We start from the raw sequence: 24,504 nt of genomic DNA on the forward strand, positions 1-24,504 counted from the left end.
ATGCACCTCGCCTACCCCGTCGTCCTCGCCGCGCTGCTGTTCGGCATCGGCGTCTACGGTGTGCTGGCCCGGCGCAACGCCGTGCTGGTGCTGATGTCGGTCGAGCTGATGCTCAACGCCGTCAACCTGAACCTGGTCGCCTTCGATGCCTGGCTGCGCGACTCGCTGCACGCCGGGCAGGCGCTCACCCTGTTCACCATCACGGTGGCGGCGGCCGAGATCGGCCTCGGCCTGGCCATCGTGCTGCTGGTCTTCCGGACCCGCGGCAGTGCCGACGTGGACCGGATCACCGCGCTCGGCGACCGCGCCGCCGAGATCCCGGCCCAGGCCGAACCCGCACCTGACGCCGTGTCGAAGGGCCAGGCTCTGTGAACATCGCCGTCCCCGCGCTCGTTCCGGCGCTGCCCGCGCTCGGTGCTGCCGCGATCTTCGCCACCGGCCGCCGCGCACCCGGCTGGACCCGCCCGCTGGCGATCCTGCCGGTGCTGGCCGCCGCCGTGCTGGCCCTCACCGCCGCGCTGCAGCTGGGCACCGGCCGGACCCTGAACGCCGCCACCCTGCTCACCCCGACCGGCGGCCCGAACATCTACCTGGCCCTGCACCTGGACGGTTACACCTCGCTGATCACCGTGCTGGTCGGCCTGGTCGCGACCTGCGTGCAGATCTACTCCACCGCCTACCTCAAGGCCGACCCGCGCTACCCGTCCTACGCGGCGCTGGTCTCGCTGTTCACCGCCGCGATGTTCCTGGTGGTCTACTCGGGCGACCTGGTGGTGCTGCTGGTCGGCTGGGAGGTCATGGGCATCTGCTCGTACTTCCTGATCGGCCACCACTGGGAGACGTCGGACGCCCGGGCCGCCTCGCTCAAGGCCTTCCTGGTCACCAAGCTGGGCGACGTGCCGTTCCTGTTCGGCATCTTCCTGCTGGCCGGCGACGCGCACACGTTCCAGATCTCCGGCGTGCTGGACGCCGCCGCCCACGGGCAGCTGCACCACCCCACCCTGATCGCCCTGCTGCTGCTCGCCGGGGTGGCCGGCAAGAGCGCGCAGTTCCCGCTGCACACCTGGCTCCCGGACGCGATGGCCGGCCCCACCCCGGTCTCCGCGCTGATCCACGCGGCCACCATGGTCGCGGCCGGCATCTACCTGGTCGCCCGGCTGCTGCCGGTCTTCCTGCTCTCCGGCGCCGCCCTGGTGGTGCTGGCGGTGCTGGCCGCCGTCACCATGATCGGCTCGGCCCTGTGCGCACTGGCCCAGGACGACATCAAGCGGGTGCTCGCCTACTCCACCGTCGGCCAGCTCGGCTACATGGCCGGCGCGCTGGCCTGCGGCGACCGCGAGGCGGCCGTCTTCCACCTGGTCAGCCACGGCGCCTTCAAGGCCCTGTTGTTCCTGTCGGCCGGCGTGCTGATCCACGCCGCCCACACCAACTCGCTGACCGCGATGTCCAGGATCCCCGGGCTGCGCCACCGGGTGCCGGACGCCCGCTGGACCCTCGGCATCGGCCTGGTCGCGCTGGTCGGCCTGCCGCCGTTCTCCGGCTTCTTCAGCAAGGAGGCGGTCTTCACCGCCGCCGAGCACGCCGCCGACGGGAACGCGCTGACCAACGGCGTCGGCCCGGCGAGCGCGGTGCCGCACGCCGCCGGCTGGATCGTGCTGATCGCCGCCGGGCTCACCGCGGTGCTCACCGCCGCCTACGCCACCCGGCTGTGGCTGCTGGCCTTCCCGGCCAAGGCGGTCGCGGCGGCGGCCCCGAACGGCGGCCCCGAGGCCGGCGCGCCGTACTCGCCCGAGCTCGACGAGGTGGCCCCGGGGCACGCCGAGCCCGCCGCGATGCGCTGGCCGCTCTGGGTGCTGGCCATCCCGACGATCGGCTTCGGCGTGACCGGGCTGAGCCCCCAGTGGCTGCCCGAGCTGCTGGACGGCGGCTCGCTGCGCCCCTCGCTGCCCACCGCGGTGGTCGGCACCGGGCTGGCCGTGGCCGGCGTGCTGATCTGCTGGGCCGCCTGGCGCACGGTCACCACCCGTGCCAAGGGCGTCGCCGACCCCGGCCGGGCGCTGCTCGGCCCGCTGTACCGCTCGGCGCAGCACGGCTTCTTCGTGGACCGGCTGTACAGCGCGGTCTTCGTCCGTCCGACGGTGGCCGCCGCCGAGCTGGTGAAGTTCCTGGACCGCGAGGTGGTCGAGACCTACGTCCAGGGCTCGGGCGGCACGGCCAAGCTGCTCGGCTGGGTGGTGCGGCGCAGCCAGACCGGCAATGCCCAGACCTACCTGAGCGCGCTGCTGGCCGGCGTGGTGCTGATCGCGGTCTTCGTGGCGGTCGGTACATGACCGGGCAGCCGTTCCACCGTCCGTCCCTCGCCCTCGGGAGTCCCCGATGACCGCGCTCCTCATCGCGCTCCTGCTGCTGCCGCTGCTCGGGGCCGCCGCCACCCTCGCCCCGGCCACCGCCTTCGGCCCGGACGAGGAGACCAGGGAGCGCCGCGCACTCGGCTTCAACGCGGTGGTCACCGGCCTGGTGCTGGCCCTCGCGGTGGCGCTGGCGGCCGGGTTCGACCACGGGCACCCGGGCCGGATGCAGGCCGTCGTCGACGTCCGCTGGATCCCGGCGCTCGGGGTGCGGTTCCACCTCGGGGTGGACGGCGTCTCGCTGCCGCTGGTGGTGCTCACCGCGCTGCTGACGTTCCTCTGCGCGATCTACTCGCTCAAGCGGCGGCCGACCGCCGAGGGCACCCCGTCGGCGCGGGCCTTCACCGGGGTCTTCCTGCTGCTGGAAGTCGGCATGCTGGCCACCTTCACGGTGCTGGACCTGCTGCTGTTCTTCCTGGCGTTCGAGATCGTGCTGGTCCCGATGTACTTCCTGATCGCGCGCTGGGGGAGCGGGGCCAAGGTGCCCTCGGCCAACCGCTTCATCCTCTACACGCTGCTCGGTTCGGCGGTGATGCTGCTCGGCTTCCTGCTGGTCGGGCTGAAGGCCGGCACCTTCGACATGACGGCGCTGGCCGCCGCGCACGGCCACGGCCTGTCGCACTCCACCCAGGTGCTGGCGGCGCTGGCGATCGGCCTCGGCCTGGCCGTCAAGGCGCCGGCCTGGCCGCTGCACAGCTGGCTGCCGGACGCGCACACCTCGGCGCCCACGGTCGGCTCGGTGCTGCTGGCCGGCGTGCTGCTGAAGATGGGCACCTACGGCCTGGTCCGGGTGCTGCTCCCGATCGTGCCGGACGGCACCGCGACCTTCGCCCCGTACCTGGGCGCGCTGGCTGCCATCGGCATCGTCTACGGCTCGCTGGCCTGCCTGGCGCTGGCCCGGCCGGGGCGCCGGGGCGACCTCAAGCGGCTGATCGCCTACTCCTCGGTGGGTCACATGGGCTTCGTGCTGCTGGGCATCGCCTCGCTCACCCCGGTGGGCGTCAACGGCGCCCTGTTCGCCAACATCGCCCACGGCCTGATCACCGGCCTGCTGTTCTTCCTGGTCGGTTCACTGAAGGACCGCTACCGGACGTCGGACCTGGACGCCCTGTCAGGCGAGACCGGCGCCGCGCTCTACGGCCGGGCGCCCCGGCTGGGCGCGCTGCTGGCCTTCGCCGCCGTGGCCAGCCTGGGCCTGCCGGGCCTGGCCGGCTTCTGGGGCGAGCTGCTGGCGATGTTCGGTGCCTTCCAGCCAGCCGCCGGTCTGTCCCGCCCCGCCTTCCTCACCTACATGGTGCTGGCCGGCCTCGGCACCCTGCTGACCGCCGCCTACCTGCTGCAGGTGGTGCGCCGCGTCTGCATGGGCGACCCGAAGCAGCCGGCCGTCGCCGAGCCCGCCGAGCTGCGCGGCTACGAGGCGGTCAGCTGGACCCCGCTGGCCGCGCTCACCCTGGTGGCCGGGCTCTGGCCGGCGCTGCTGCTCACCCTCTCCACTCCGGTGGTCAAGCAACTGCTGGGGGTGGGCTGACCGATGACGACTCAGCCGATGGGCACTCATCTGATGGACCTCGCCCTGCCGCACGCCGGCTCGCTGATCCAGTCGGTCGACTGGGTGGCGATCGCCCCGCCGCTGATCGCCGCGGCGGCCGCGCTGCTGGTGCTGCTCGCCGACCTGCTGCTGCCCGAGGCCCGCAAGCGGCTGCTCGGCCCGCTGACCGTGCTGGGCCTGGTCGGCTCGCTGGTGGCGCTGCTGCCGCTGACCGGCCGGACCAGGTCGACCTTCTGCTTCCCCGGCGCCGGCTGCTCCTACACGGCCGACCACTTCGCGCTGGCCTTCCAGCTGCTGGCGCTCGGCGGTGCGCTGATCGCCGCGCTGCTGTCGCTCAGCACGGTGGCCGACGACCGGCTGCCGGCCGGTGAGTACTGGTTCCTGCTGCTCAGCAGCGCGGCCGGGGCGGCGCTGCTGCCCGCCGCCCGGGACCTGGCGACCCTGGTGGTGGCGCTGGAGGTGGTCTCGCTGCCGTCCTTCGCGCTGGTCGCGCTCAAGCGGGACGCCCGCGGCGGTGAGGCGGCGCTGAAGTTCTTCCTCTCCTCGGTCACCGCGACGGCGGTGATGCTGCTCGGCGTCGGCTTCCTCTACGCGGCCACCGGCAGCCTGCAACTGGACGCGGTGGCCCACGGCCTGACCCAGCTGCCGGGGCGGCTGAAGCCGCTGGCCGAGGCCGGGGCCATGCTGGCGCTGGTGGGCTTCGCCTTCAAGGTGGCCGCGGTGCCGTTCCACTTCTGGGTGCCGGACACCTACGCGGGCGCCCCGATCCCGGTCGCCGGCTACCTCTCGGTGGTCGGCAAGGCGGCCGGGTTCGCCGGTCTGGCGCTGGTCACCAGCATCGGCCTGCGGCCCTACGGACACACCTGGGGTCTGCTGCTCGCGGTGCTGGCGGCGGTGACCATGACGGCCGGGAACACCGCCGCGCTGCGCCAGCGCTCCGACTCGGCGCAGGGTGCGGTGCGGCTGCTGGCCTGGTCCTCGGTGGCGCAGGCCGGCTATCTGCTGGTGCCGCTGGCGGCGGCCGGCTACGCGGGCACCCCGCACCCGCTGGGCGCGACCCTCGCCTACGCGCTGATCTACGGGCTGGTCAACCTGGGCGCCTTCGGCGTGGCCGCGCTGGTCGCCCGGACCAGCCCCGCCAACCGGCTGGACGACTACCGAGGCCTGTTCGCCCGGAACCGCGGGGCCGCGCTGGCGCTGGCCTTCTTCCTGCTCTGCCTGGCCGGGCTGCCGCCGGGCGTGGTGGGTCTGTTCGGCAAGGTGGTGGTCTTCCAGGCGGCGGTGAACGCCGGCCTGGGCTGGCTCGCCGTCATCATGGCCGTCAACGTGGTGATCGCGCTCTACTACTACCTGCTGTGGCTGGCGAAGCTCTTCGCGCCCGGCCAGGCAGTCGAGCCGACCCGGGCTCCGGCGCCGCTGGCCGCCACCCTGGGCCTGACCGCCGCAGGCGCGGTGGTGCTCTCCGTCGCCCCCCAGCTGGTGCTCCAGGTGGTGAGCGGCAGCCTGTTCTGAGCCGCCAGGTGGCGGATGCTCTGCGTGCGATCCGGCCCCCCACATGCGAGGAAGGGAACCCGGGCCCTGATCTCCTCCGTTGTCGGTATGACCGAGGGATGAGACAGAGGGCTTCCCACCGCACCATTTGGAGGGGCTGCCGTGCACCGCCACCACAACGGACTCAGAACGGCCGTGCTGCTCGGCACCCTGTCGGCCCTGATCCTGGTGATCGGCAGCTTCTTCGGACGGAACGGGCTGCTGATCGGCCTGGCGGTGGCGCTCGCCACCAACGGCTTCGCCTACTGGAACAGCGACAAGATGGCGCTGCGCGCCATGCGGGCCCGCCCGGTCAGCGAGATCGAGGCGCCCGGGCTCTACCGGATCGTCCGCGAGCTCTCCACCTCGGCCCGGCAGCCGATGCCCCGGCTGTACATCTCGCCGACCCCCGCCCCGAACGCCTTCGCCACCGGCCGCAACCCGCGCAACGCCGCGGTCTGCTGCACCGACGGCATCCTGCAGCTGCTGGACGAGCGGGAGCTGCGCGGGGTGATCGGCCATGAACTCAGCCATGTCTACAACCGCGACATCCTGATCTCGTCGGTGGCCGGAGCGCTGGCCTCGGTGATCATGTTCCTGGTGAATTTCGCCTGGTTGATCCCGTTCGGCCGCGACGAGGACGACAACGGACCCGGGCTCTTCGGCATGCTCGCCATCATGATCCTGGGTCCGATCGCCGCCACCCTGATCCAACTGGCCGTCAGCCGCTCCCGGGAGTACCAGGCCGACGCCGACGGAGCCCGGATCACCGGCGACCCGCTGGCCCTGGCCAGCGCGCTGCGCAAGCTGGAGGTCGGCACCCAGCGGCTGCCGCTGCCGCCCGAGCCCCGGATCCAGACGGCCAGTCATATGATGATCGCTAGCCCGTTCCGCCCGGGGGAGGCCGGATCCCGGCTGTTCTCCACCCACCCCCGATGCGCGAGCGCATCGATCGGCTGGAGCGGATGGCCGGCCGCTGACCCATGGAGTCCGCCGTGTTCATCGTGACCCTGACCTACACCGTGCCGCTGGACATCATCGACGAGTTGCTGCCCGAGCACGTCTCCTGGCTGGAGCAGCAGTACGCGGCGGGCACCCTGCTGGCCTCCGGCCGCCGGGTGCCGCGCACCGGCGGGGTGCTGCTGGCCCGCGCCGCCGACCGGGCCGCGCTGGACGCGGTGCTCGCCACCGACCCCTTCCACCGGGCCCAGGTCACCGAGTACCAGGTGGTGGAGTTCACTGCGACCATGACCGCGCCGGGCCTGGAGGCGCTGCGCGAGCCGGTGGCGTAGCCCCCCAGCCTCCGGCCGGGAGGTGCCCCCAGGCTGAAACGGTCACCCGGCGATCCCGTCCCGTCCGCCCGAGCCATCCCGCGGGTTCACCGGGCGGGGTAGGCAGCGCGCTGACAGGTCGTCGTCAGTCACGATGGAGGGACCGCCGTGTGCGCCAATGAGACCTGCCAACACACTGTTGGGCAGCATCATTTCGGGGATCCGGACCGCCGGGCGCTGCTGCGCACGGCTGGCCGAGTCGTCCGCGGTGGCGATGGACTTCACCGCCACCGGGCAGGGCCGGCAGGTCGGCATCGGGGAGCGGCTCAGCGTGCCCGCCGACGCGCCGGTGGACGTGCGGCTGACCGTCTCCGGGGTGCCGCACGGCACCGTGCGCCTCCTCACCGACGAGGGGCAGCTGCACCAGGAGTCGCTGGGCGCGGACGGCTCCGGAACGGCCACCTGGCGCACCACCGCCTCACTGGCGAGCTATGTGCGCGCCGAGGTGCGGCACCCTCCCCCAGCCTTCGGCCGGGGATGCCCCCACGCCGACGGCTCGCCGGGCCGGGGCAACACCATGGGGCGGAGCCTGCCGTGGGGGCCGATGGCGGCGCTGACCAACCCGATCGTGCTCGCGGCCTCGTAGCCCCGTGGCCGCGGGCTCGCGGGCTACCGCCGGCTGCCGTCCTCGGGCGGCAGCAAGCCGGCCGTGGCCTCGCTCGGGGCCAGCCGGTGCACCACCTCGGCCAGTTGGATGCAGGCCTGCTCGATCCGCTGGTAGGTGTTGCGCTGCTCGGCGATGATCGCGGACAGCAGCAGCCCGGTGAGCGCGGCACAGCCGTTGAGCAGCTGCAGCATCACCATGTCGGCGACCAGCCCGTGGTGGCCGAACGGCCCGGCGTGGTCGGTGGCCGCCGCGACGGTGAGCACCGAGACCAGCAGGACGCAGGGTGCCGCGCCGAGCAGCTGGAACCGCAGCGCGGCCCAGATCAGGAACGGAAAGACCAGGAAGAGCAGGCTCAGCGTGGTGGAGGTGGCGATCACGGTGACGGCGGCGGTGCCGGCCAGCAGCAGGGTCGGCTCCACCCAGTCCCACGGCCCCGGTGCGGTGGGCAGCCGCACGGTGCGCAGCGCCAGCAGCAGCGGGGTGAACACCAGCACGCCCATCGCGTCGCCGGTCCACCAGGCCGACCAGGTGGACCAGAAGTCCTCGGCCGGCAGCGAACCGTCGAGGATCAGCGAGGCCGTGCCGACGCTGGAGCTGATCAGCATCCCGCCGAACGCGCCCAGGAAGACCAGCGCCACCCCGTCGCGCAGCCGGTCCAGCTCGATCCGGAACCCGGCCCGGTGCAGCATCAGGCAGGCGGCCACCGGAGCCAGGGTGTTCCCGGCCACGATGCCGATGGAGCCCAGGTGCGGCGGGCCGCTGGTGATGATCACCAGGAAGGCGCCCAGCGCCACGCCCGGCCACATGCCGAGCCCGAACAGCAGCAGGCAGGTGACGGCGATCCCGGTCGGCGGCCAGAGCGGGGTGACCTTCGCCCCGGCGACCACCACCTGCAGCAGCAGGCCCAGCCGGCCGGCGGCGAGGTAGACCGCGGCCACCGCGAGCAGGCGCACGGCGGTCACGGCCGGCTGGCGAAGGTCGCGGTAGCTGGGCACGGTGATCGGCGGCACAGCAGTCATCAGACTACGTCCGGGCGGCGATGGCGGGTGTGACACGCGCGGCCCGCGGCGGCGCTAGTCGTCGTAGCGCAGCACCAGCACGGCGGCGTCGTCGGTGTGCCCGGTCAGGTCGGCCACCCGCAGCAGCTCGGTGGCCAGCTCGCCGGGCTCGTCCGCCACCCGCGCCCGCAGCACGGCCGCCACCCGGTCCAGGCCCGCCTCGATCGGGAACGCGGGCCCCTCGATCACCCCGTCGGTGACCAGCACGAAGACCCCGCTCCCGGCCAGCCGGTGGTGGGTCACCGGGTACTTCTCGCCGGGCAGCACGCCGAGCGGCGGGCCGCCCTCGTCGGTGCAGTGCCCCCAGCGGCCGTCGGTGTTCGCCCAGACCGGCGGCACGTGCCCGGCCCGGGCGTGCGCCAGATCCCGGTTGGTCGGGTCGTAGCGCAGGAAGCTGCAGGTGGCGAAGAGCCGGCTGTCCAGCGATATCAGCAGGTCGTTGGCCCGGTCGAGGACCTCGCCCGGGTCGGCGGCCATGGTCGCCACGGCCCGCAGCCCGACCCGGACCTGGCCCATGAAGGCCGCCGCCTCCACGTCATGGCCCTGGACGTCACCCAGCGAGAACGCGACCGAGCCGTCCGGCAGCCGGAAGCCGTCGTACCAGTCACCGCCGATGCTCAGGCCGTGCCGGGCCGGCGCGTACCGGGCGGCCGCCCGCAGCCCGGGCAGCTGCGGCAGCGCGGACGGCAGCAGCTCCCGCTGCAGCGCCTCGGCCAGCTCCACCCGGGCCTGCTGCAGCTCGGCCTGCTCCAGCGCCTGCGCGGTAAGCCGACCGAGCTCGGTCAGCAGATCGTCGGCGCTCGGGTGGCTGGCGGGGCGGCGTCGGCTCATCGACCCTCCGACGGCGGGCGGGGCGGGGTGGTCAGAGCCAGCGTATGTCCGCTGCCCGGGTGACGGCCGCCTGAGCGGGACTCGCCGCCGAAACCGGTCCGCGCGGCCCCGGCGCGTGCGAGGGTGGGGGTATGAAGCTGGTCAACTTCCTGCTCAATGTCATCTGGCTGGTGTTCTGCGGCTTCTGGATGGCGCTGCTCTATGTGCTTGCCGGGATCCTGTGCTGCGTGTTGATCATCACCATTCCCTTCGGTGTTGCCTCGTTCCGCCTGGCGGGGTTCATGCTCTGGCCGTTCGGGCGGACCACGGTGGTGCGGGCGGACGCGGGGGCGCCGTCCTGCGTGGGGAACGTGATCTGGCTGGTGCTCGCGGGCTGGTGGCTGGCGCTGGGGCACCTGGTCACCAGCATTCCGCTCTTCCTGTCGATCATCGGGATCCCGTTCGGCTGGGCGAACCTGAAGATGATCCCGATCTCGCTGACCCCGTTCGGCCGCGAGGTCGTCAGCACCGAGCACGGGGCGTTCGCCGCGCGCTGAGGCCGAGCACGGGGCGTTCGCCGTCGCTGGGGCCCGGTCGTCAGGCCGTCGGCAGCGGCAGCGGCAGCGGCTGCGGGGCGGCCGGGCCGGTGTAGCGGGCGGCCGGACGGATGATCTTGGAGTCGGCGGCCTGCTCCAGGATGTTGGCGCTCCAGCCGATCACCCGGGCCGCGGCGAAGGTGGGGGTGAACATCTCCCTGGGCAGACCGCACAGGTGCATCACCACGCCGGCGTAGAACTCCACGTTGGTGTGGAGCTCGCGGCCCGGCTTCAGCTCGGCCAGGATCGCCTCCACCCGGGCCTCCACGGCGACGGCGAAGTCGACCAGCTCGCCGCCGAACGACTCCGCGACCCCGCGCAGCATCCGGGACCGCGGGTCCTCGGTGCGGTAGACCGGGTGGCCGAAGCCCATGATCCGGTCGCCGGCCAGGACGTGCTCCCGGATCCAGCCGTCGATCCGGTCCGGGGTGCCGATCTCGTCCAGGGTGTCCAGCGCCCGGCTCGGCGCGCCGCCGTGCAGCGGCCCGGAGAGCGCGCCCAGGCCGCCGACCAGGCAGGCCACCAGGTCGGCGCCGGTGGAGGCGATCACCCGGGCGGTGAAGGTGGAGGCGTTGAAGCCGTGGTCCACCGTGGAGATCAGGTAGCGCTCGATCGCCCGGGCCTTGGCCGGCTCCGGCTCCTCGCCGGTGAGCATGTAGAGGTAGTTGGCCGCGTAGCCGAGGTCGTCGCGCGGCTCTATCGGCTGCTCGCCGTGCTGCAGCCGGTGCAGCGCGGTCAGGATGGTGGGCACCAGCGCGGCGGCGAACAGCGCGTCCTCGAGCCGCTGTTCGGGCGCGGTGTCGTAGAGCGGCCGGATGCCGCGGTCGGCGGCGGCGACCGAGAGCGCGGCGCCCAGGGCGGCGAGCGGACCGCCGTCCGCGGTGCTCGCGGCCAGCGCGGGCAGCAGCGGGCGCAGCGCGTCGGGCAGGCGGCGCAGCGGCGCGGTGCGGGCCAGGAAGGCGGCGCGGCGGGCCTCGTCGGGCAGGTCGCCGAGCAGCATCAGATACCAGACGTCCTCCAGGGTGCACCGCTCGGCGAGGTCGATCGCCGAGTACTGGCGGTAGTGGTAGAAGCCCTCCAGCCCGCGGACGTCGCTGAGTTCGGTCTCGGTGACCACGACGCCCTTGAGGCCGCGCGGGACCTCGATCTCGGTGGTGCTCGGCATGGTGGCAGCCCTCCTCTTGGGTACTCCGGTTGACGTTCTGTACTCTCCGAGCATTGATCTACATTGTCAATGTTGATTGAAATCAATGTGGAATACTGCGAGTCGTCATCAAGGCGCGGTGAATCATCACGGCGCGCTGAATCGTCGGGCGCGCTGAGGAGGACGAGGGGTCCATGGCCGAGATCCGCAGCGAACGGCTGACCACCCAGCAGGTCGCCGAGCAGCTCGGCGTCAAGGTGGAGACGGTGTACGCCTACGCCAGCCGCGGCCAGCTCAGCAGCGAGCGGGCCCCGGGCGGCAAGGGCAGCACCTTCGACGCCCGCGAGGTGGCCGAGCTGGCCACCCGCGGCCGCCGCACCCCGGTGCGGCCGCCGGCCGGCGAACCGGTCACGGTGCACACCGGGCTGACCCTGATCGAGGACGGCCGGCTCTACTACCGCGGCCGGGACGCCGTCGAGCTGGCCGCCCGGCACGGCTTCGAGGCGGGGATCGGCTGGCTGTGGGGGCTGGGTGGCGACGCCCCGGTGACGCTGCGGGTGCCGCCCGCCACCGCCGAGGCGCTGGCCCGGGCCGCCGCCGCACTGCCCGCCGGGATCCGGCTGCCCGACCGGCTGCGGATCTCGGCCACCGTCGCCGCCGCGCTCGACCCGCTCCGCTTCGATCTGCGCGAGCAGACCGTGCTGGCGGCCGGGGCGGCGCTGATCGCCGGGATGGTGGAGGCGCTGCCGCGCACCGGGCCCGACCCCGGCCCGGACGCCCCGCTGGCGGCGCGGCTGTGGAGTCGGCTGGCGTCCGCCGCGCCCGGGCCCGAGGCGCTGGCCTGCCTGGACCGCGCCCTGGTGCTGCTGCTCGACCACGAGCTGGCGGTGTCCACCGTGGCCGCGCGGGTGGCGGCCTCGGCGCGCGCCCATCCGTATGCGGTGGTCTCCGCCGGGCTCGGCGCCACCGACGGCCCGCTGCACGGCGCGGCCAGCTCGCTGGCGCACCGGATGCTCGGCGAGGTGCTGGCCGGCGGCGCCGTGCCGGTGGTCTCCGACTACCTGCGCACCGGCCGGCCGATTCCGGGGCTGGGTCACCGGCTCTACCCGGAGGGCGACCCCCGGGCCGTGGCGCTGCTGGACGCGGTGGGCCGGCTGGACGGCGGGGCACGCGTGGTGGCGGCCGTCGCCGAGGTGGAGGCGGCCGCGGGCCCGGCGGGCCGGCCGGCGCTGCGGGCCAACATCGATCTGGCGCTGGCCGCGCTGGCCCTGGCCGCCGACCTGCCGTCGGAGGCCGGCGAGGTGGTCTTCGCGGTGGCCCGTACGCCGGGCTGGCTGGCCCACGCGGTGGAGGAGTACCGCGAGGAGCCGCTGCGGATGCGGGCCCGGGGCAGCTACACCGGGCCGCGCCCGCAGGCGGGCTGACGCGCGCCGGCGGCTGGCGCGCTGGCTACTGCCGCTTCTGGCGACTGGCGCTCCGACGGCCGGCGGCTGGCGCCTGGCTCACGGGTCAGTACAGCTAGCGCTCGACGGCCTCGCGCAGCGTGCGGAACTCGTCGGCCAGCGCGTCCAGGGTGTAGTGCGCGTTCAGTCCGCTGGGGTTGGGCAGCGCCCACACCTCGGTGTCGCCCAGCCGCTCGGCCTGCCGCCCGATCACCGCCTTCGGCTGCCCGAAGGCGGTGCGGTAGGCGCCGATGCCGAGGACGGCCAGCACCCGCGGCCGCAGCCCCGCCACCCGCTCGCGCAGCGCCTCGCCTCCGGCGCGCAGTTCCTCGCGGCTCAGCTCGTCGGCCTTGGCCGAGGCCCGGGCGACCACATTGGTGATGCCCAGGCCCAGCGCCGGCAGCTGGTCCTGCTCGTGCGGGGCCAGCTGGCGCGGGGTGAAGCCGGAGCGGTGCAACGCCGGCCAGAACCGGTTGCCGGGCCGGGCGAAGTGGTGTCCGGTGGCGCCGGACCACAGGCCCGGGTTGATGCCGCAGAACAGCACCCGAAGTCCGGGGCCGGTCACATCGGGGATGGTGCGGTCCTGGGCGGCGGCGAGCTCGGTGGGTGTGGGGCGCGGCGGAGGAGTGGTCACCCGGCCAGTCTGCTATCCGCCAGACCGGCGCCGGTCGCGAGGGCCGATTCGCGGGCCGTACTGCGGAGCGCGCGACGGGCGGCCCGGCGGTCCAGCAGCCGGCCCAGGCCCAGCACCACGACGGCCGCGTACGTCCAGCCGAACAGGATGTCGATCACGAAGTGCTCGGCGCCGTACACCAGGGTGAACGCCATCGCCAGCGGATAGAGCGCCAGCAGCACCCGCAGTTTGCGGCCGGCGGTGGGCCAGAAGAACAGTGCCAGCAGCATCGGGTAGGCGGCGTGCAGCGAGGGCATCGCGGCCACGTCGTTGTCGAACCGGCTGCCGTTCTCGAAGATCGAGCCGGCCCGGGGCAGGCCCGACTGGGTGAGCACGTCCGAGACCACCCGGGTCAGCTGCGGCAGGTGCCCGTTCTGTGCGGTCAGCCACGGCGGGTCGGCCGGGTAGAGCACATAGGTGGCGAAGGCGGCGAAGGTCAGGGCCAGGTAGAGCGCGACCAGGCGGGTGAACCGGTCGTGCCGCCGCTTCCACAGCCAGGCCATCACCACGAAGACCGCGAAGAAGTGCGACATGTAGACGGCCGTGCAGAGGTAGTCGTACCAGTGCGGATGGCCCGGGGTGTACAGCCAGTGCTGCAGTCGGACGGACCACACCTGCCCGAAGCCGACCGCCTTGTCGAAGGCCAGCTGGGGTGCCCAGTGCACCTTCCACGGGGTGTGCGCGCCGTAGCCGCGCAGCAAGGAGTACGCATAGACGGCGGCCATCACCGGCACCCAGTCGCGCAGTACCTTCAGCCAGCCGAACCAGTGCCCGCTGTGCAGGCAGGCGGCGATCAGCGCGCCCATCAGCCAGCAGAACACCAGGTCGTTCTGGAACGGCAGCCCGTACAGCTGGTAGCAGTGCCAGAACAGCCAGAAGTACGTCGGCCAGGCTAGCCACCGCAGGTGTCTGACGTGCCGGAGCCGCCCCAGCAGCGCCGTCCGGGTGCGGCGGTCGGGGGCAGGACGTGCTGACTCGAGCAGGCTGGTCACCGGTGGCGTCCCCTTCGAGAGATGCTGGTGGGGCAAGCCGGGTCAACCTAATGCTCTATTTTTAATATTTACTGAGCATGCGCCTTCCGCATCCGCCGGCCTTCGGCCCCAGGCGCCGCCCGGGCCCGCACCGGGGCGGCCGCCTCCTCGACAGGCACACACCGAACTCTCATAAACTCACAGCTGACGCGGAAATAGCCCGCCGGCCTTTCACTACGGCATGACCGCACCTTTGCTCAGTCTTTACATTCGATGGGGCGGGCCATGGTGGCTCAGAGCGATTCGAGCAGCAGCCGGGCCAGCTCCTCAGGGGCGGTCAGCATCGCGTCGTGCCCCGTGGCCAGCTCCACCTGCTCCCAGCCGAACTCGGTGGCCGTCGCGGCGAACGGCAGCCGGGCCGGCACGCACAGGACCGCCCGGCACGGGATCTCCTCGACCGCACCGGTGAGCCGGGTCGGCTCGCTGAAGGTACGCCGCGGCTGCGGGGTCAGCAGCGGCTCCAGCCAGGCCGCCGTCGCCGGGTCGGTCACCCCGACCGCGGCCGGGTTCGGCACCCGCAGCACCTCGCCCTCGGTGGCCGCATCGAGCCACTGCCGGAACCGCTCCGGGGCCCGGTCGTAGAACGACTCGCCGTCCCGCCCCGCCCAGGCGTCCACCATCACCAGCCGCCCCACCCGCTCGGGCATCCGGTCCGCGGCCTCGCGCACCACGAACCCCGCGTAACTGTGGCCCACCAGCACCACGTCCCGCAGCTCCTCGTACCGGAGCACTCCGCACACGTCAGCGACATGCGTCGACAGCCCGGTCCCGGCCGACCGCAGATGCGCCCGCTCACCCAGCCCGGTCAGCGTCGGCGTGAACACCCGGTGCCCGGCCGCCCGCAGCCGATCGGCCACCCGGCGCCAGCACCAGCCGCCGTGCCACGCCCCGTGCACCAGCACGAACGTCGCCATCTGGTCTCTCCTGTCGATGAGTTGGGGTTATGAGGCTTCGGAGAAACGGTCGATGTCGAGCTCGACCCGGCTGTGCAGGTGTCTCACAGCCGGTCATAGACGGCGGACAGTCGTTGCAGCACCTGGGCGGCGCTGTCGAGGGCGGCGTCGTCGTAGTCGGCCAGGTCGGTGTGCAGGGCTTCGCCCAGCACTTGCTGGCGCTGGTGGTGCCGCGACCACCCGGCCTCGGTGAGGGCGACCAGCACGGACCGCTTGTCCTCGGGCGCGCGCTCGCGAGTGACGTAGCCCGCCGTGACCAGTCCGTTGACCAGTTGGGTGGTGGCGGCGCCGGTGGTCTCGGTGCCGGCCGCGAGTTGACCGATGGTCAGCGGCCCCTGCTCGGCCAGGGTGCGCAGAGCTCGGGCGTGCGTGAGGGACAGGGCTCCGGGGGTGCGGGTGGCGCGTCCGCGCAGCCGTGCGTCCGCGGCACTGAGTCGGTAGGCGGCCCGGGCCAGCCGATCGAGCGCCTGGGCGCGGTCGGGGGTGAGCGGCGGCTCGGTCATGCTCGGTGCTCCTCGCGTCGGTCGACTTGACACCAGATTAGCCTAAGTACTTAATAGCTAAGTACTTATTGAAATCCTGTCTCCAGGGAGGAACCGTCATGACGATCCGTTCGGCAGGCCAGAGCTGGGCGCTGGACATCGCCCTCGCTCAGGGTGGCTTCGACGCGCTGCACCCCGAGGCCGTCGGGACGATGGAGCAGCTCGGTCACGACCACACCGACTTCGCGAAGGTCTTCGCGCTGGTCAAGAGCGGTGCGATGCTGCCCAAGGCGTGGGCGACGGTGGCCGCCCAGGCCGAGCAGCGCGCCGCGCACCACGATCGGGGTGGATTCGCGCAGACCGCTGCCGACCTCTACCTGCGGGCCGCGGTGATGTGGGGTCGCGCCCAGTACTCGATCTTCGATGCCGCCGACCCCCGCAAGGCGGCCATGCGCGAACGCACCGACCACTGCGTGGCCCGCCTGGGTGCGCTGCGCGACGACCGGGTCCGCCGGGTGGTGCTGGACTTCGAGGGCGGGAGCATCCACGCGCTGCTGCACCTGCCGGCCGGCGAGGTCGAGAACGCGCCGGCCGTCATCCTCGGCCCGGGGATGGACATGATCAAGGAGGACTACATCTGGGCCGCCGAGCGCTACTACACCTCCCGGGGGATGGTCGCGCTGTCCATCGAGGGGCCGGGCCAGGGCGAGAGCCGGGCCGGCGGACTCACCGTCGACCTGACCAACTACGAGCGGGCGATCGGCCGTTACCTCGACTACTTGGCCGGGCTGCCGGAGGTCGACGCGGACCGGATCGGCATGTTCGGCATCTCGATGAGCGGCTACTGGGGCTCGCGAGCCGCGGCCACCGACCGCCGCCTGGCCGCGCTGGCCGCTTTCGAGGCCGTCACGGGCGACTTCACGACCATCTTCGAGCGCGCCCAGCCGACGTTCAAGAACAACTACATGTACATGTCCGGGTACACGGACGAGGACGCCTTCGACCGGGACCTGACCCTGCAGATGCCACTCGGCGACCTGGTCGCCGAGATCGCCTGCCCGGTGCTGTACGGCATCGGCGAGTTCGACGAGCTCACCGACCTCGGCCAGGCGCTGGCAAACTTCGAGAAGGTCCGCGCACCCAAGGAACTGCGGGTCTACGAGGACGAGTTCCACCCCCTCGGGGGAGTGGCGGCCGAGGCCTTCCGGTTCGGTGCCGAATGGCTGGAGCGGGCCCTCGACGGCGAGTTCGGCACCCCCGGGCGGGACGTGCGGCACTACGTGCACCGCGACGGCCGCACCACCGACCACAGCGCCGACCCCGCCTGGTGGCTCGGCGCCGCCCCGACGCACCTTGCCGAGGTCCGGCGCGGCGCGTAGCTCCCATGGTGAGCCGGGAGGGCAGGACGAAGGCGGCGAGCGAGGTTCTCCTCGGTGCGGTGCCTTCGTCCTGCCCTCCCGGGTCGGGCGGCCAGCGTCTCCGTATGGCGGAGCGGTTTGCTAGCGGTAGTTCACGTACTGCACCGCGAAGTCCAGGTCCTTGTCGCGGAGCAGCGCCTGCACGGCCTGCAGGTCGTCCCGGCTCTTCGAGGAGACGCGCAGCTCCTCGCCCTGGATCTGGGCCTTCACGCCCTTGGGGCCCTCGTCCCGGATGATCTTCGAGATCTTCTTGGCGTTCTCCTGGGAGATGCCCTCCTTGATGGTCGCGAAGATCTTGTACTCCTTGCCGGACAACTGCGGCTCGCCCGCGTCCAGCGCCTTGAGCGAGACCTTGCGTGCCACCAGCTTGCTCTGGAAGACGTCGAGGATGGCCTTGACCCGCTCCTCGCCGTCCGCCTTCAGCTCGATCTTCTCGCCCGACCAGGCGATGGAGGCCCCGACGTTCTTGAAGTCGTAGCGGGTGGCGATCTCCCGGCCAGCCTGGTTGATCGCGTTGTCGACCTCCATCCTGTCGACCTTCGAGACGATGTCGAAACTGGAGTCGGCCATCTGTCGTCGTCTCCTTGACTCGGTGCCTTTCCCCGCCACTGCGGGGTCTTCACGAGCCCACAGCCTATCCAGCGCCACCCCGCCCACCGGCCTTGATCATCACGTGACCAACCGAGTGGCGGAGCACCCCCTGTCATCAGGTATCGTTTACCCAGTCGAACGGGGCAAGACCCCGGGAGGCAAACATCCTGGCTGGTTGCCCGAGCGGCCAAAGGGAGCAGACTGTAAATCTGTCGCGCAAGCTACGCAGGTTCGAACCCTGCACCAGCCACTGGATAGCGAAGCGGCCCCCGATCCACTGAGTGGATCGGGGGCCGCTTTTCGTTTTGCGCTGGCTGGGTGTCAGGGGTGCGTTGGGACGGTGGGTGGGGGCGTCAGGGAAGCGTCAAGGGCGGGGGTGCGGGGTGCGGGGTCCGGTTGGCTGGGGGAGGAGGAGCCGGCGGACGAAGGGGTGCGGGCGATGGGCGGGCGGATCGTCGCGGGGGTCAGCGGGTCGCTCGGCAGCCTGGCCGCGCTGCACCGGGCGGTGGGGCTGGCGCGGCAGGCCGAGGCGGAGCTGCTGGTGGTGCTGGTGTGGACGCCGCCGGGCGGGGAGTACGGCTTCCGCCGGGCGCCCTGCCCGCCGCTGCTGTCCACCTGCCGGGACGCGGCGGTGCAGCGGTTGCGGGAGGCGATGGCGCAGGCGTTTCCGACCGGCGGCGTCGGGGTGCCGCTGAGCTGCGTGGCGGTGCGGGGCGAGCCGGGGGCGGCGCTGGTCGCGGCGGCGGACCGGCCGGACGACCTGCTGGTGATCGGGGCGGGCGGGCGCCGATGGTGGCGGCGGCTGTGGCCGTCGGTGGCGCGGTACTGCCAGCGGCAGGCGGGCTGCCCGGTGCTCACCGTGCCACGGCCCGAGCTGCAGCGGGAGTTGGACCGGTTGACCCGGCGGCTCGCGCTCGCGCACGTCGGGTACTGAGCCGTGCGGATGTATCAAGTCCGGCCCGGTGGGCGGTTGTTCCACCCGGTGGTGGACCGGTTGGCGGTGTCGATGGCGGGCGCGCTCGCGGTGCCCGCGGGGGCGGCGCTGGCCGCCGGGCTCGCCGTGGTGGGGGAGTTGCGGGCCGGTTGGTTCGCGCTGGGGGCCTTCGCGGTGCTCTGCGCGCTGCTCGGGGCCCTCGCCCGGCCGGCCGCGGCGCCGGTGGTCGGCGGGGTGGGGTGGCTCTTCTACAACGGGTTCGCCGTCCACCGGTTCGCCACCGTGGTGTGGGCGGGTGCCGGGGTGGAGCTGGGCCGGATCGGGCTGCTGACCGGGGCGGCGCTGCTCGCGGCGCTGCCGGGCACGCTGCCGCGCCGCCGGATCCGGGTGGAGCACCACCCGGGCGGGGCGGGGCCGGTCGGCTCATGGGGCGTCAGCCGGTGATCTCCACGGTGACCGTGAAGGTGCGCTGGTCGGGGCTGCAGGCCATGGCCTCCCCGCAGACGTGCCGATCGGCCGTCAACCGGGCGCTGCCCGCGGCCTTGGCGACGAAGCTGCTGGGTTGCGCCCCGCAGCCGCCGCCGGGCGGGCAGAACGACGGGCTGCTGCTGGTCATCGGGTGGGACTGGGCGACCCGCTGGAGGAGCTGCGGCGCCGAGCTGGTGACCTCGGACCAGTAGCTGCTGCCGAGGGCGATCACGACCGTCTGCCCGACGGTGGCGTGCACGGTGGTGTTGTTGGCGCTGTCCGTCAGCCGGAGCTCCGCCGTGCCGGGGGACGCGGAGACGCTGATCGCGCCGCCCGGCGTGGTGGCCTTGGTCGCGCCCGACCCGCACCCCGCGACCGCCACTGCTACCCCAAGTACCGCCACACCGGCCAGAAGCCCTCTGCGCATGACCGCCTCGCCTGCCTTCCCGCTCGTCTTCCACAGCCTGGACCCCGGTCAGACGCACGCCGCCTCGAAATGGATCCACCTCGCGTGAACGGCGCGTCAGGGATCCCCCTGATGGCGTATCGAACGCGTATGGATCGCCGGCCCGGCACCGGTCGCCTGGGGACGATGCATCGAGCGCCAGCCCGGCGCACCGAGCGTTAAGGACCACCGCGATGCCACTGCCTCCCCAGGCCGCCCAGGCCGCCGAGCCGACCGATCCGCCTGAACCCGAGGCCGCGTCACCGAGCGGACAGGACAAGCGTCATGACCGGGACAAGCTGACCGCGCTCGGCGGACTCGCCGCCCTCTCGCTGGACGCGATGGCCTCGGTGGCCTACGGACCGGAGTCCATCGTCCTGGTGCTGGCCGCGGCCGGCAGCTACGGGTTGGGCTTCACGCTCCCGGTCACCATCGCGATCGCGGTGCTGCTCGCGGTGCTCACCGCCTCCTACCGCCAGGTGATCGCGGCCTTCCCGGACGGCGGCGGCTCCTACGCGGTGGCCAAGACCCACCTGGGCCGGCGCACCGCGCTGACCGCCGCGGCCTCGCTGGTGATCGATTACATCCTCAATGTCGCGGTCAGCGTGACGGCCGGCGTGGCGGCGCTGACCTCGGCCTTCCCGGGGCTCTATCCGCACCGGGTGCTGCTCTGCCTCGCCGTGCTGGTGCTGGTGACCGCTGTGAACCTGCGCGGGATCGCCGAGTCGGCCCGCTGGTTCATGGCGCCGACCGCGGTCTTCGTGCTGTCGATCATGGCGATCATCGTGGTCGGCCTGTTCCGCTCCCACCCGGCCAGCACCGCGGCGGCGGCCGGCCACGCCTCGGTGGTGGCGCAGAACGCCACCGGGGTCGGCGCGCTGCTGCTGCTCAAGGCCTTCGCGTCCGGCTGCTCGGCGCTGACCGGGGTGGAGGCGGTGGCCAACGCGGTGCCGAGCTTCCGGGCTCCCCGGGCGAAGCGGGCCCAGCACACCGAGGTCGCGCTGGGCGCGCTGCTCGGCGTGATGCTGATCGGTCTCGCGGTGCTGATCGGCCGGTTCCACCTGCGGCCGGTGGACGGGGTCACGCTGCTGGCGCAGCTGGCCGACGCCTCGCTGGGGCACGGCTTCGGGTTCTACCTGGTGCAGTTCGCCACCGTGGTGCTGCTGGCGCTGGCCGCCAACACCTCGTTCGGCGGCCTGCCGGTGCTGATGCGGCTGCTGGCCCGGGACAACCACCTGCCGCACGTCTTCGCGCTGCGCGCCGACCACCAGGTGCACCGGCACGGCGTGCTCTTCCTGGCGCTGGTCTCGGCCGGGCTGCTGGTGGCCTCCGGCGGCGATGTGAACAGCCTGGTGCCGCTGTTCTCGATCGGCGTCTTCGTCGGCTTCACCATCTGCCAGGTCGGCATGGTCAGGCACTGGCGGCTGGAGCGCGGTGCCGGTTGGCGCGGCAAGGCGGCGCTCAACGGCTTCGGCGCGGTGCTGACCGGGGTGGCCACCCTGGTGGTGACCGGCACCAAGTTCACCGAGGGTGCCTGGGGCGTGGTGGTCGCGCTGCCGGTGCTGGTGCTGGTCTTCGAGGCGGTGCACCGGGCGTACGGCCGGATCGGCGAGCGGCTGGAGCTGGGCCGGATCCCCGGTCCGGTGGTCCGGCGGCGCTCCACCGTGGTGGTCCCGGTCCACTCGATCTCCCGGCTGACCCGGGAGGCGCTGGCCGCCGCGATGTCGCTGGGCGACGAGGTGCTGGCGGTCACCGTGGTGCCCACCGACCCGGATGCCGAGGATGCGCAGGCCATCCAGGCGCTGCGCCGGGACTGGGAGCTGTGGCAGCCGGGGGTGCCGCTGGTCGAGGTGGCGGATGCGCACCGGCGGCTCGGCCGGCCGCTGGTCGGCTTCGTGCAGGGGCTGACCGCCGAGCGCGTGACGGTGCTGATCGCCGAGGTGGAGCCGGTACGGCTGTGGCAGCGGGCGCTGCAGAACCAGCGCGGGGTGCTGATCGACCGGGCGCTGCGCCGGCACACCGACGCGGTGGTCTGCCGGCTGCGGCTGCACATGTGAGCCTGCGGTGCGCAGAGCCTCGGATACCTGAGCTTGTAAGGCCCGCAGCGCGGTCTGGCCCTAGAAACGGAGCCCAAACGTCACGATTAGCGTATAGATGAGATAACAGCTGAGTATTTTGACGGGCTCTTAACACCGGCTCTTAACGTCCCCCGTGCAGCCCGCTCTCAGTCACTCGCACCCGGCCTGGCCTGCGGAAACTCTCCGACGGGCCGGGCCGGACGGCGTCTGGGGGCGCCGTGGATCGCCCATTGCCTTTACGCCCAGGCCGCATACGCTCCCGGATGTGTTCAATGTGCCCTCGGCGCTCAAGCGCCTCGTGATCGGCAAGGCCATGCGCAGCGAGGAGCTGGGCGAGACCCTGCTCCCCAAGCGCCTGGCGCTGCCGATCTTCGCGTCCGACCCGCTCTCCTCGGTGGCCTACGCCACCGAGGAGATCCTGCTGGTGCTCACCGTCGGCGGCACCGCTTTCCTCTACCTGACGCCATGGGTCGCCCTCGGCGTCGTGGCACTGATGGCCGTGGTGGTCCTCTCCTACCGCCAGGTGGTGCACGCCTACCCGGGCGGCGGCGGCTCCTACGAGGTGGTGACGCGCAACCTCGGCGCCAAGGCCGGTCTGGTGGTGGCCGCCTCGCTGATGGTCGACTACGTGATGACCGTCGCGGTGTCGGTCGCCTCCGGCGTGGACAACATCATCTCGGCGTTCCCCGGGCTCGGTGACTACCGGGTCGTGATGGCCTGCAGCTTCGTGGCGCTGCTGGCCGCGATGAACCTGCGCGGGGTGCGGGAGTCCGGCAAGGCGTTCGCCGCGCCGACCTACATGTTCATCTTCGGCATCCTGCTGATGGTGGCCACCGGCTTCATCAAGATGGCCTTCGGACACGCCCCGGTGGCCGAGAGCGCCAAGTACGCGATCATCCCGACCGACCACAACGGCACGCTGGCCGGCGTGGCGCTGATCATGCTGGGTCTGAAGGCCTTCGCCTCCGGTTGCACCGCGCTCACCGGCGTCGAGGCGATCTCCAACGGCGTGCCGGCGTTCCGGGCCCCGAAGTCCAAGAACGCCGCCACTACGATGTCCTGGATGGGCATCACCGCCGTGGTGATGTTCATCGGCATCACCGTGCTGGCGCTGGTCGCCAAGGTGCACAAGACCAACGACACCTGCCAGTTGGTCGGCTTCCAGGGCGACTGCCACACGGCCTCGCAGCCCACCGTGATCGCCCAGCTCGCCTCGTCGATCTTCGGTGGCGACCACAGCCCGCTCTTCTACTTCATCCAGGCCGCCACCGCGCTGGTGCTGATCCTGGCCGCCAACACCGCCTTCAACGGGTTCCCGCTGCTCGGCTCGATCCTGGCCCAGCACCGCTACCTGCCCCGGCAGTTCCACACCCGCGGCGACCGCCTGGCGTTCTCCAACGGCATCATCGCGCTGGCCGTGGTGAACATCCTGCTGCTGTGGTTCTACAAGGCCAATGTGGACAACCTGATCCACCTCTACATCCTGGGCGTCTTCACCTCCTTCACGCTCTCCCAGATCGGCATGGTCCGGCACTGGAACGAGGTGCTGAGCACCGAGACCGACCCCAAGGTGCGGGCCGGCGCCCAGCGCTCCCGGGTGATCAACGCCTTCGGTGCCTGCACCACCGGCCTGGTCTTCGTGATCGTGATGGCCACCAAGTTCATGGAGGGCGCCTGGCTGGCGGTGCTGGCCGCGATCGTGCTCTTCGTGATGATGCGGGGCATACGCAAGCACTACGACTCGGTCGCTGACGAACTGACCGTGGACGACCCGCAGGCCGACTCGGTCCGCCCGTCCAAGGTGCACGGCATCGTGCTGGTCTCCAAGCTCCACAAGCCGACCCTGCGGGCCCTGGGGTACGCCGAGGCGTTCCGCCCGGACACCCTGGAGGCGGTCACGGTCTCGGTGGAGAAGGAGGACACCGAGGAACTCAAGGAGCAGTGGCAGGAGTTCGACGTCCGGGTGCCGCTCAAGGTGCTGGACTCGCCGTACCGCGAGATCACCAAGCCGGTCGTCGCCTACGTCCGCTCGGTGCGCCGCACCAGCCCGCGGGACGCGGTCGCGGTCTTCATCCCGGAGTACGTGGTCGGCCACTGGTGGGAGCACTTCCTGCACAACCAGTCGGCGCTGTGGCTGAAGAGCCGGCTGCTCTTCACCCCCGGCGTGATGGTGATCAGCGTGCCCTGGCAGCTGTCCTCCGCGCCGAAGGCGGACCACCCGGCCCGGCGCGGCCCGGGCGCGGTGCGCCGCGGTGAGCCGCTGAACAACAAGAACGGCAAGCGCCGGCAGCCGATCGAGGCACCCGAGCACGCCTGACACACCGCCGCAGCGGCGCAGTGGCGCAGCGGGCCCCGGAGCGAACTTCGCTCCGGGGCCCGCTGCCGTCGGCGGGCCCGCGCCGCGTCGCGGTGCCGCTGGTGGGCCTGCCCGCGCCGCGCTGCCGCTGGTGGGCCTGCCCGCGCCGCGCTGCCGCCGGCGGGCCCGCACCCGTTTCGGGCGCGCTAACGCGGCGGTCACGGCGGCGTATGGAGCGCGTCAAGAGCCGTATGGGGGCCGTCAACATGACGGAGCCGCCCGTATGGAGGGCGTCAATAACCGCTGGGGGGCGCGAAACAGACGGTTTGCTACTGGAGCCGGTAGCCCACCGGCGTCGTGCGGAGCCCTGGGGCCGCCCACGGCAACGTTCCTGAAGCAACTGGTGGAGCTCATGCTCGATCTCGTCTTCGTCGGCCTCACGGTCCTCGTGTTCGCCGTCCTCGCTCTGATCGCCAAGGGGGTGGAGAAGCTGTGAGTGAGCGCAGCGAACGAACCATCCAGAGGTGCGTGTGCCGCGAAGCGCTCGCCGAGCGAAGCGAGGCGGGCGCATGAGTGGCGAGAACATCGCAGGTCTGATCATCGCAGTCGCGCTCATCGGCTATCTCGTCGTGGCGCTGATCCACCCGGAGAAGTTCTGAC

General features: G+C 72.4%; 23 protein-coding genes, 1 tRNA gene and 1 pseudogene. 16 read left to right on the plus strand and 9 right to left on the minus strand.

Going from position 1 to position 24,504, the window contains the following annotated elements; all coding sequences use genetic code 11:
* From nuoK to E6W39_RS25385, 7 genes and pseudogenes are all read left to right on the plus strand, one after another.
* The gene (gene nuoK, locus E6W39_RS25355; protein ID WP_141635497.1) at positions 1-372 is read left to right on the plus strand and encodes an NADH-quinone oxidoreductase subunit NuoK; all 372 of its coding nucleotides are present in this window, start codon (positions 1-3) and stop codon (positions 370-372) included.
* A complete protein-coding gene (locus tag E6W39_RS25360; protein ID WP_141635498.1) occupies positions 369-2,330 on the plus strand; it encodes an NADH-quinone oxidoreductase subunit 5 family protein in 1,962 nt (653 codons plus the stop codon). The genes nuoK and E6W39_RS25360 overlap by 4 nt, the downstream gene beginning before the upstream one ends.
* Before the next feature lie 46 nt (positions 2,331-2,376).
* Complete coding sequence (locus E6W39_RS25365) at positions 2,377-3,936, plus strand: complex I subunit 4 family protein (RefSeq protein WP_141635499.1); 1,560 nt, start codon at positions 2,377-2,379, stop codon at positions 3,934-3,936.
* A 3-nt stretch (positions 3,937-3,939) separates the two neighbouring features.
* A complete protein-coding gene (locus tag E6W39_RS25370) occupies positions 3,940-5,469 on the plus strand; it encodes an NADH-quinone oxidoreductase subunit N (protein ID WP_228718357.1) in 1,530 nt (509 codons plus the stop codon).
* A 141-nt stretch (positions 5,470-5,610) separates the two neighbouring features.
* Positions 5,611-6,467: pseudogene (gene htpX, locus E6W39_RS25375) on the plus strand (zinc metalloprotease HtpX).
* A 15-nt stretch (positions 6,468-6,482) separates the two neighbouring features.
* On the plus strand, positions 6,483-6,779 hold the full coding sequence (locus E6W39_RS25380; RefSeq protein WP_141635500.1) for a YciI family protein: 297 nt from the start codon (positions 6,483-6,485) through the stop codon (positions 6,777-6,779).
* A 178-nt stretch (positions 6,780-6,957) separates the two neighbouring features.
* Positions 6,958-7,404, plus strand: coding sequence for a CehA/McbA family metallohydrolase domain-containing protein (locus tag E6W39_RS25385; protein WP_141635501.1), 447 nt, complete (start codon positions 6,958-6,960; stop codon positions 7,402-7,404).
* A 23-nt stretch (positions 7,405-7,427) separates the two neighbouring features.
* On the opposite strand, the gene E6W39_RS25390 is transcribed toward E6W39_RS25385, so the two are convergent.
* A complete protein-coding gene (locus E6W39_RS25390) occupies positions 7,428-8,444 on the minus strand; it encodes an MASE1 domain-containing protein (RefSeq protein WP_181799446.1) in 1,017 nt (338 codons plus the stop codon).
* Positions 8,445-8,498: 54 nt separating this feature from the next.
* A complete protein-coding gene (locus E6W39_RS25395) occupies positions 8,499-9,314 on the minus strand; it encodes a PP2C family protein-serine/threonine phosphatase (protein ID WP_101381343.1) in 816 nt (271 codons plus the stop codon).
* A gap of 131 nt (positions 9,315-9,445) precedes the next feature.
* Between E6W39_RS25395 and E6W39_RS25400 the strand changes: the two genes are divergently transcribed.
* On the plus strand, positions 9,446-9,850 hold the full coding sequence (locus E6W39_RS25400) for a YccF domain-containing protein (protein WP_141635502.1): 405 nt from the start codon (positions 9,446-9,448) through the stop codon (positions 9,848-9,850).
* Between the two features lie 40 nt (positions 9,851-9,890).
* Here the strand turns inward: E6W39_RS25400 and E6W39_RS25405 are convergent, their stop codons facing one another.
* The gene (locus E6W39_RS25405) at positions 9,891-11,054 is read right to left on the minus strand and encodes a citrate synthase/methylcitrate synthase (RefSeq protein ID WP_141635503.1); all 1,164 of its coding nucleotides are present in this window, start codon (positions 11,052-11,054) and stop codon (positions 9,891-9,893) included.
* Positions 11,055-11,227: 173 nt separating this feature from the next.
* Here E6W39_RS25405 and E6W39_RS25410 point away from each other — a divergent pair, with 173 nt between their 5' ends.
* Positions 11,228-12,457, plus strand: coding sequence for a citrate synthase (locus E6W39_RS25410; RefSeq protein WP_141635504.1), 1,230 nt, complete (start codon positions 11,228-11,230; stop codon positions 12,455-12,457).
* Between the two features lie 94 nt (positions 12,458-12,551).
* Here the strand turns inward: E6W39_RS25410 and mug are convergent, their stop codons facing one another.
* From mug to E6W39_RS25430, 4 genes are all read right to left on the minus strand, one after another.
* Complete coding sequence (gene mug / locus E6W39_RS25415) at positions 12,552-13,109, minus strand: G/U mismatch-specific DNA glycosylase (protein ID WP_141635505.1); 558 nt, start codon at positions 13,107-13,109, stop codon at positions 12,552-12,554.
* Positions 13,106-14,140, minus strand: a complete 1,035-nt coding sequence (locus E6W39_RS25420) for a phosphatase PAP2 family protein (protein WP_141635506.1) — start codon at positions 14,138-14,140, stop codon at positions 13,106-13,108. The genes mug and E6W39_RS25420 overlap by 4 nt, the downstream gene beginning before the upstream one ends.
* A 272-nt stretch (positions 14,141-14,412) precedes the next feature.
* Complete coding sequence (locus E6W39_RS25425) at positions 14,413-15,093, minus strand: alpha/beta fold hydrolase (protein ID WP_141635507.1); 681 nt, start codon at positions 15,091-15,093, stop codon at positions 14,413-14,415.
* 83 nt (positions 15,094-15,176) lie between these two features.
* On the minus strand, positions 15,177-15,635 hold the full coding sequence (locus E6W39_RS25430; RefSeq protein ID WP_141635508.1) for a MarR family winged helix-turn-helix transcriptional regulator: 459 nt from the start codon (positions 15,633-15,635) through the stop codon (positions 15,177-15,179).
* A gap of 98 nt (positions 15,636-15,733) precedes the next feature.
* On the opposite strand from E6W39_RS25430, the gene E6W39_RS25435 reads away from it, so the two are divergent.
* Positions 15,734-16,993 carry an alpha/beta hydrolase gene (locus E6W39_RS25435; protein WP_141635509.1) on the plus strand — a complete coding sequence of 420 codons (1,260 nt, stop codon included), beginning with the start codon at positions 15,734-15,736 and terminating at the stop codon, positions 16,991-16,993.
* 120 nt (positions 16,994-17,113) lie between these two features.
* Here E6W39_RS25435 and E6W39_RS25440 read toward each other — a convergent pair whose 3' ends face one another.
* Complete coding sequence (locus E6W39_RS25440; protein ID WP_141635510.1) at positions 17,114-17,602, minus strand: YajQ family cyclic di-GMP-binding protein; 489 nt, start codon at positions 17,600-17,602, stop codon at positions 17,114-17,116.
* 190 nt (positions 17,603-17,792) lie between these two features.
* On the opposite strand from E6W39_RS25440, the gene E6W39_RS25445 reads away from it, so the two are divergent.
* The 3 genes from E6W39_RS25445 to E6W39_RS25455 all read left to right on the plus strand — a co-directional run bounded on the left by E6W39_RS25445 (position 17,793) and on the right by E6W39_RS25455 (position 19,001).
* Positions 17,793-17,873: transfer RNA gene (locus tag E6W39_RS25445), tRNA-Tyr, on the plus strand.
* Between the two features lie 189 nt (positions 17,874-18,062).
* Entirely contained in the window at positions 18,063-18,557 is a 495-nt protein-coding gene (locus tag E6W39_RS25450; RefSeq protein WP_141637948.1) for a universal stress protein, read from the plus strand.
* Positions 18,558-18,560: 3 nt separating this feature from the next.
* Positions 18,561-19,001: a hypothetical protein gene (locus tag E6W39_RS25455; protein WP_141635511.1), complete on the plus strand. Its 441-nt coding sequence runs from the start codon at positions 18,561-18,563 to the stop codon at positions 18,999-19,001.
* Here the strand turns inward: E6W39_RS25455 and E6W39_RS25460 are convergent.
* Positions 18,991-19,452 (minus strand): hypothetical protein, encoded by a 462-nt coding sequence (locus E6W39_RS25460; RefSeq protein ID WP_141635512.1) that lies wholly within the window; start codon positions 19,450-19,452, stop codon positions 18,991-18,993. The genes E6W39_RS25455 and E6W39_RS25460 overlap by 11 nt on opposite strands.
* A 212-nt stretch (positions 19,453-19,664) precedes the next feature.
* Between E6W39_RS25460 and E6W39_RS25465 the strand changes: the two genes are divergently transcribed.
* The 3 genes from E6W39_RS25465 to kdpF all read left to right on the plus strand — a co-directional run bounded on the left by E6W39_RS25465 (position 19,665) and on the right by kdpF (position 24,503).
* Positions 19,665-21,527, plus strand: a complete 1,863-nt coding sequence (locus E6W39_RS25465; RefSeq protein WP_141635513.1) for an APC family permease — start codon at positions 19,665-19,667, stop codon at positions 21,525-21,527.
* A gap of 286 nt (positions 21,528-21,813) precedes the next feature.
* The gene (locus E6W39_RS25470; protein ID WP_141635514.1) at positions 21,814-23,865 is read left to right on the plus strand and encodes an APC family permease; all 2,052 of its coding nucleotides are present in this window, start codon (positions 21,814-21,816) and stop codon (positions 23,863-23,865) included.
* A 548-nt stretch (positions 23,866-24,413) separates the two neighbouring features.
* Positions 24,414-24,503, plus strand: a complete 90-nt coding sequence (gene kdpF, locus E6W39_RS25475; RefSeq protein WP_141635515.1) for a K(+)-transporting ATPase subunit F — start codon at positions 24,414-24,416, stop codon at positions 24,501-24,503.
* Position 24,504: the final 1 nt, after the last annotated feature.

The sequence above is a fragment of the Kitasatospora acidiphila genome (assembly GCF_006636205.1).
Taxonomy (GTDB): Bacteria; Actinomycetota; Actinomycetes; order Streptomycetales; family Streptomycetaceae; genus Kitasatospora; species Kitasatospora acidiphila.

Coding starts and splice junctions, on each gene's coding strand:
- nuoK (WP_141635497.1), top strand. CDS start 1: ATGCACCTCGCCTACCCCGTCGTCCTCGCCGCGCTGCTGTTCGGCATC.
- E6W39_RS25365 (WP_141635499.1), top strand. CDS start 2,377: ATGACCGCGCTCCTCATCGCGCTCCTGCTGCTGCCGCTGCTCGGGGCC.
- E6W39_RS25370 (WP_228718357.1), top strand. CDS start 3,940: ATGACGACTCAGCCGATGGGCACTCATCTGATGGACCTCGCCCTGCCG.
- E6W39_RS25390 (WP_181799446.1), bottom strand. CDS start 8,444: ATGACTGCTGTGCCGCCGATCACCGTGCCCAGCTACCGCGACCTTCGC.
- E6W39_RS25395 (WP_101381343.1), bottom strand. CDS start 9,314: ATGAGCCGACGCCGCCCCGCCAGCCACCCGAGCGCCGACGATCTGCTG.
- E6W39_RS25400 (WP_141635502.1), top strand. CDS start 9,446: ATGAAGCTGGTCAACTTCCTGCTCAATGTCATCTGGCTGGTGTTCTGC.
- E6W39_RS25405 (WP_141635503.1), bottom strand. CDS start 11,054: ATGCCGAGCACCACCGAGATCGAGGTCCCGCGCGGCCTCAAGGGCGTC.
- E6W39_RS25410 (WP_141635504.1), top strand. CDS start 11,228: ATGGCCGAGATCCGCAGCGAACGGCTGACCACCCAGCAGGTCGCCGAG.
- E6W39_RS25425 (WP_141635507.1), bottom strand. CDS start 15,093: ATGGCGACGTTCGTGCTGGTGCACGGGGCGTGGCACGGCGGCTGGTGC.
- E6W39_RS25430 (WP_141635508.1), bottom strand. CDS start 15,635: ATGACCGAGCCGCCGCTCACCCCCGACCGCGCCCAGGCGCTCGATCGG.
- E6W39_RS25435 (WP_141635509.1), top strand. CDS start 15,734: ATGACGATCCGTTCGGCAGGCCAGAGCTGGGCGCTGGACATCGCCCTC.
- E6W39_RS25440 (WP_141635510.1), bottom strand. CDS start 17,602: ATGGCCGACTCCAGTTTCGACATCGTCTCGAAGGTCGACAGGATGGAG.
- E6W39_RS25450 (WP_141637948.1), top strand. CDS start 18,063: ATGGGCGGGCGGATCGTCGCGGGGGTCAGCGGGTCGCTCGGCAGCCTG.
- E6W39_RS25460 (WP_141635512.1), bottom strand. CDS start 19,452: ATGCGCAGAGGGCTTCTGGCCGGTGTGGCGGTACTTGGGGTAGCAGTG.
- E6W39_RS25465 (WP_141635513.1), top strand. CDS start 19,665: ATGCCACTGCCTCCCCAGGCCGCCCAGGCCGCCGAGCCGACCGATCCG.
- kdpF (WP_141635515.1), top strand. CDS start 24,414: ATGAGTGGCGAGAACATCGCAGGTCTGATCATCGCAGTCGCGCTCATC.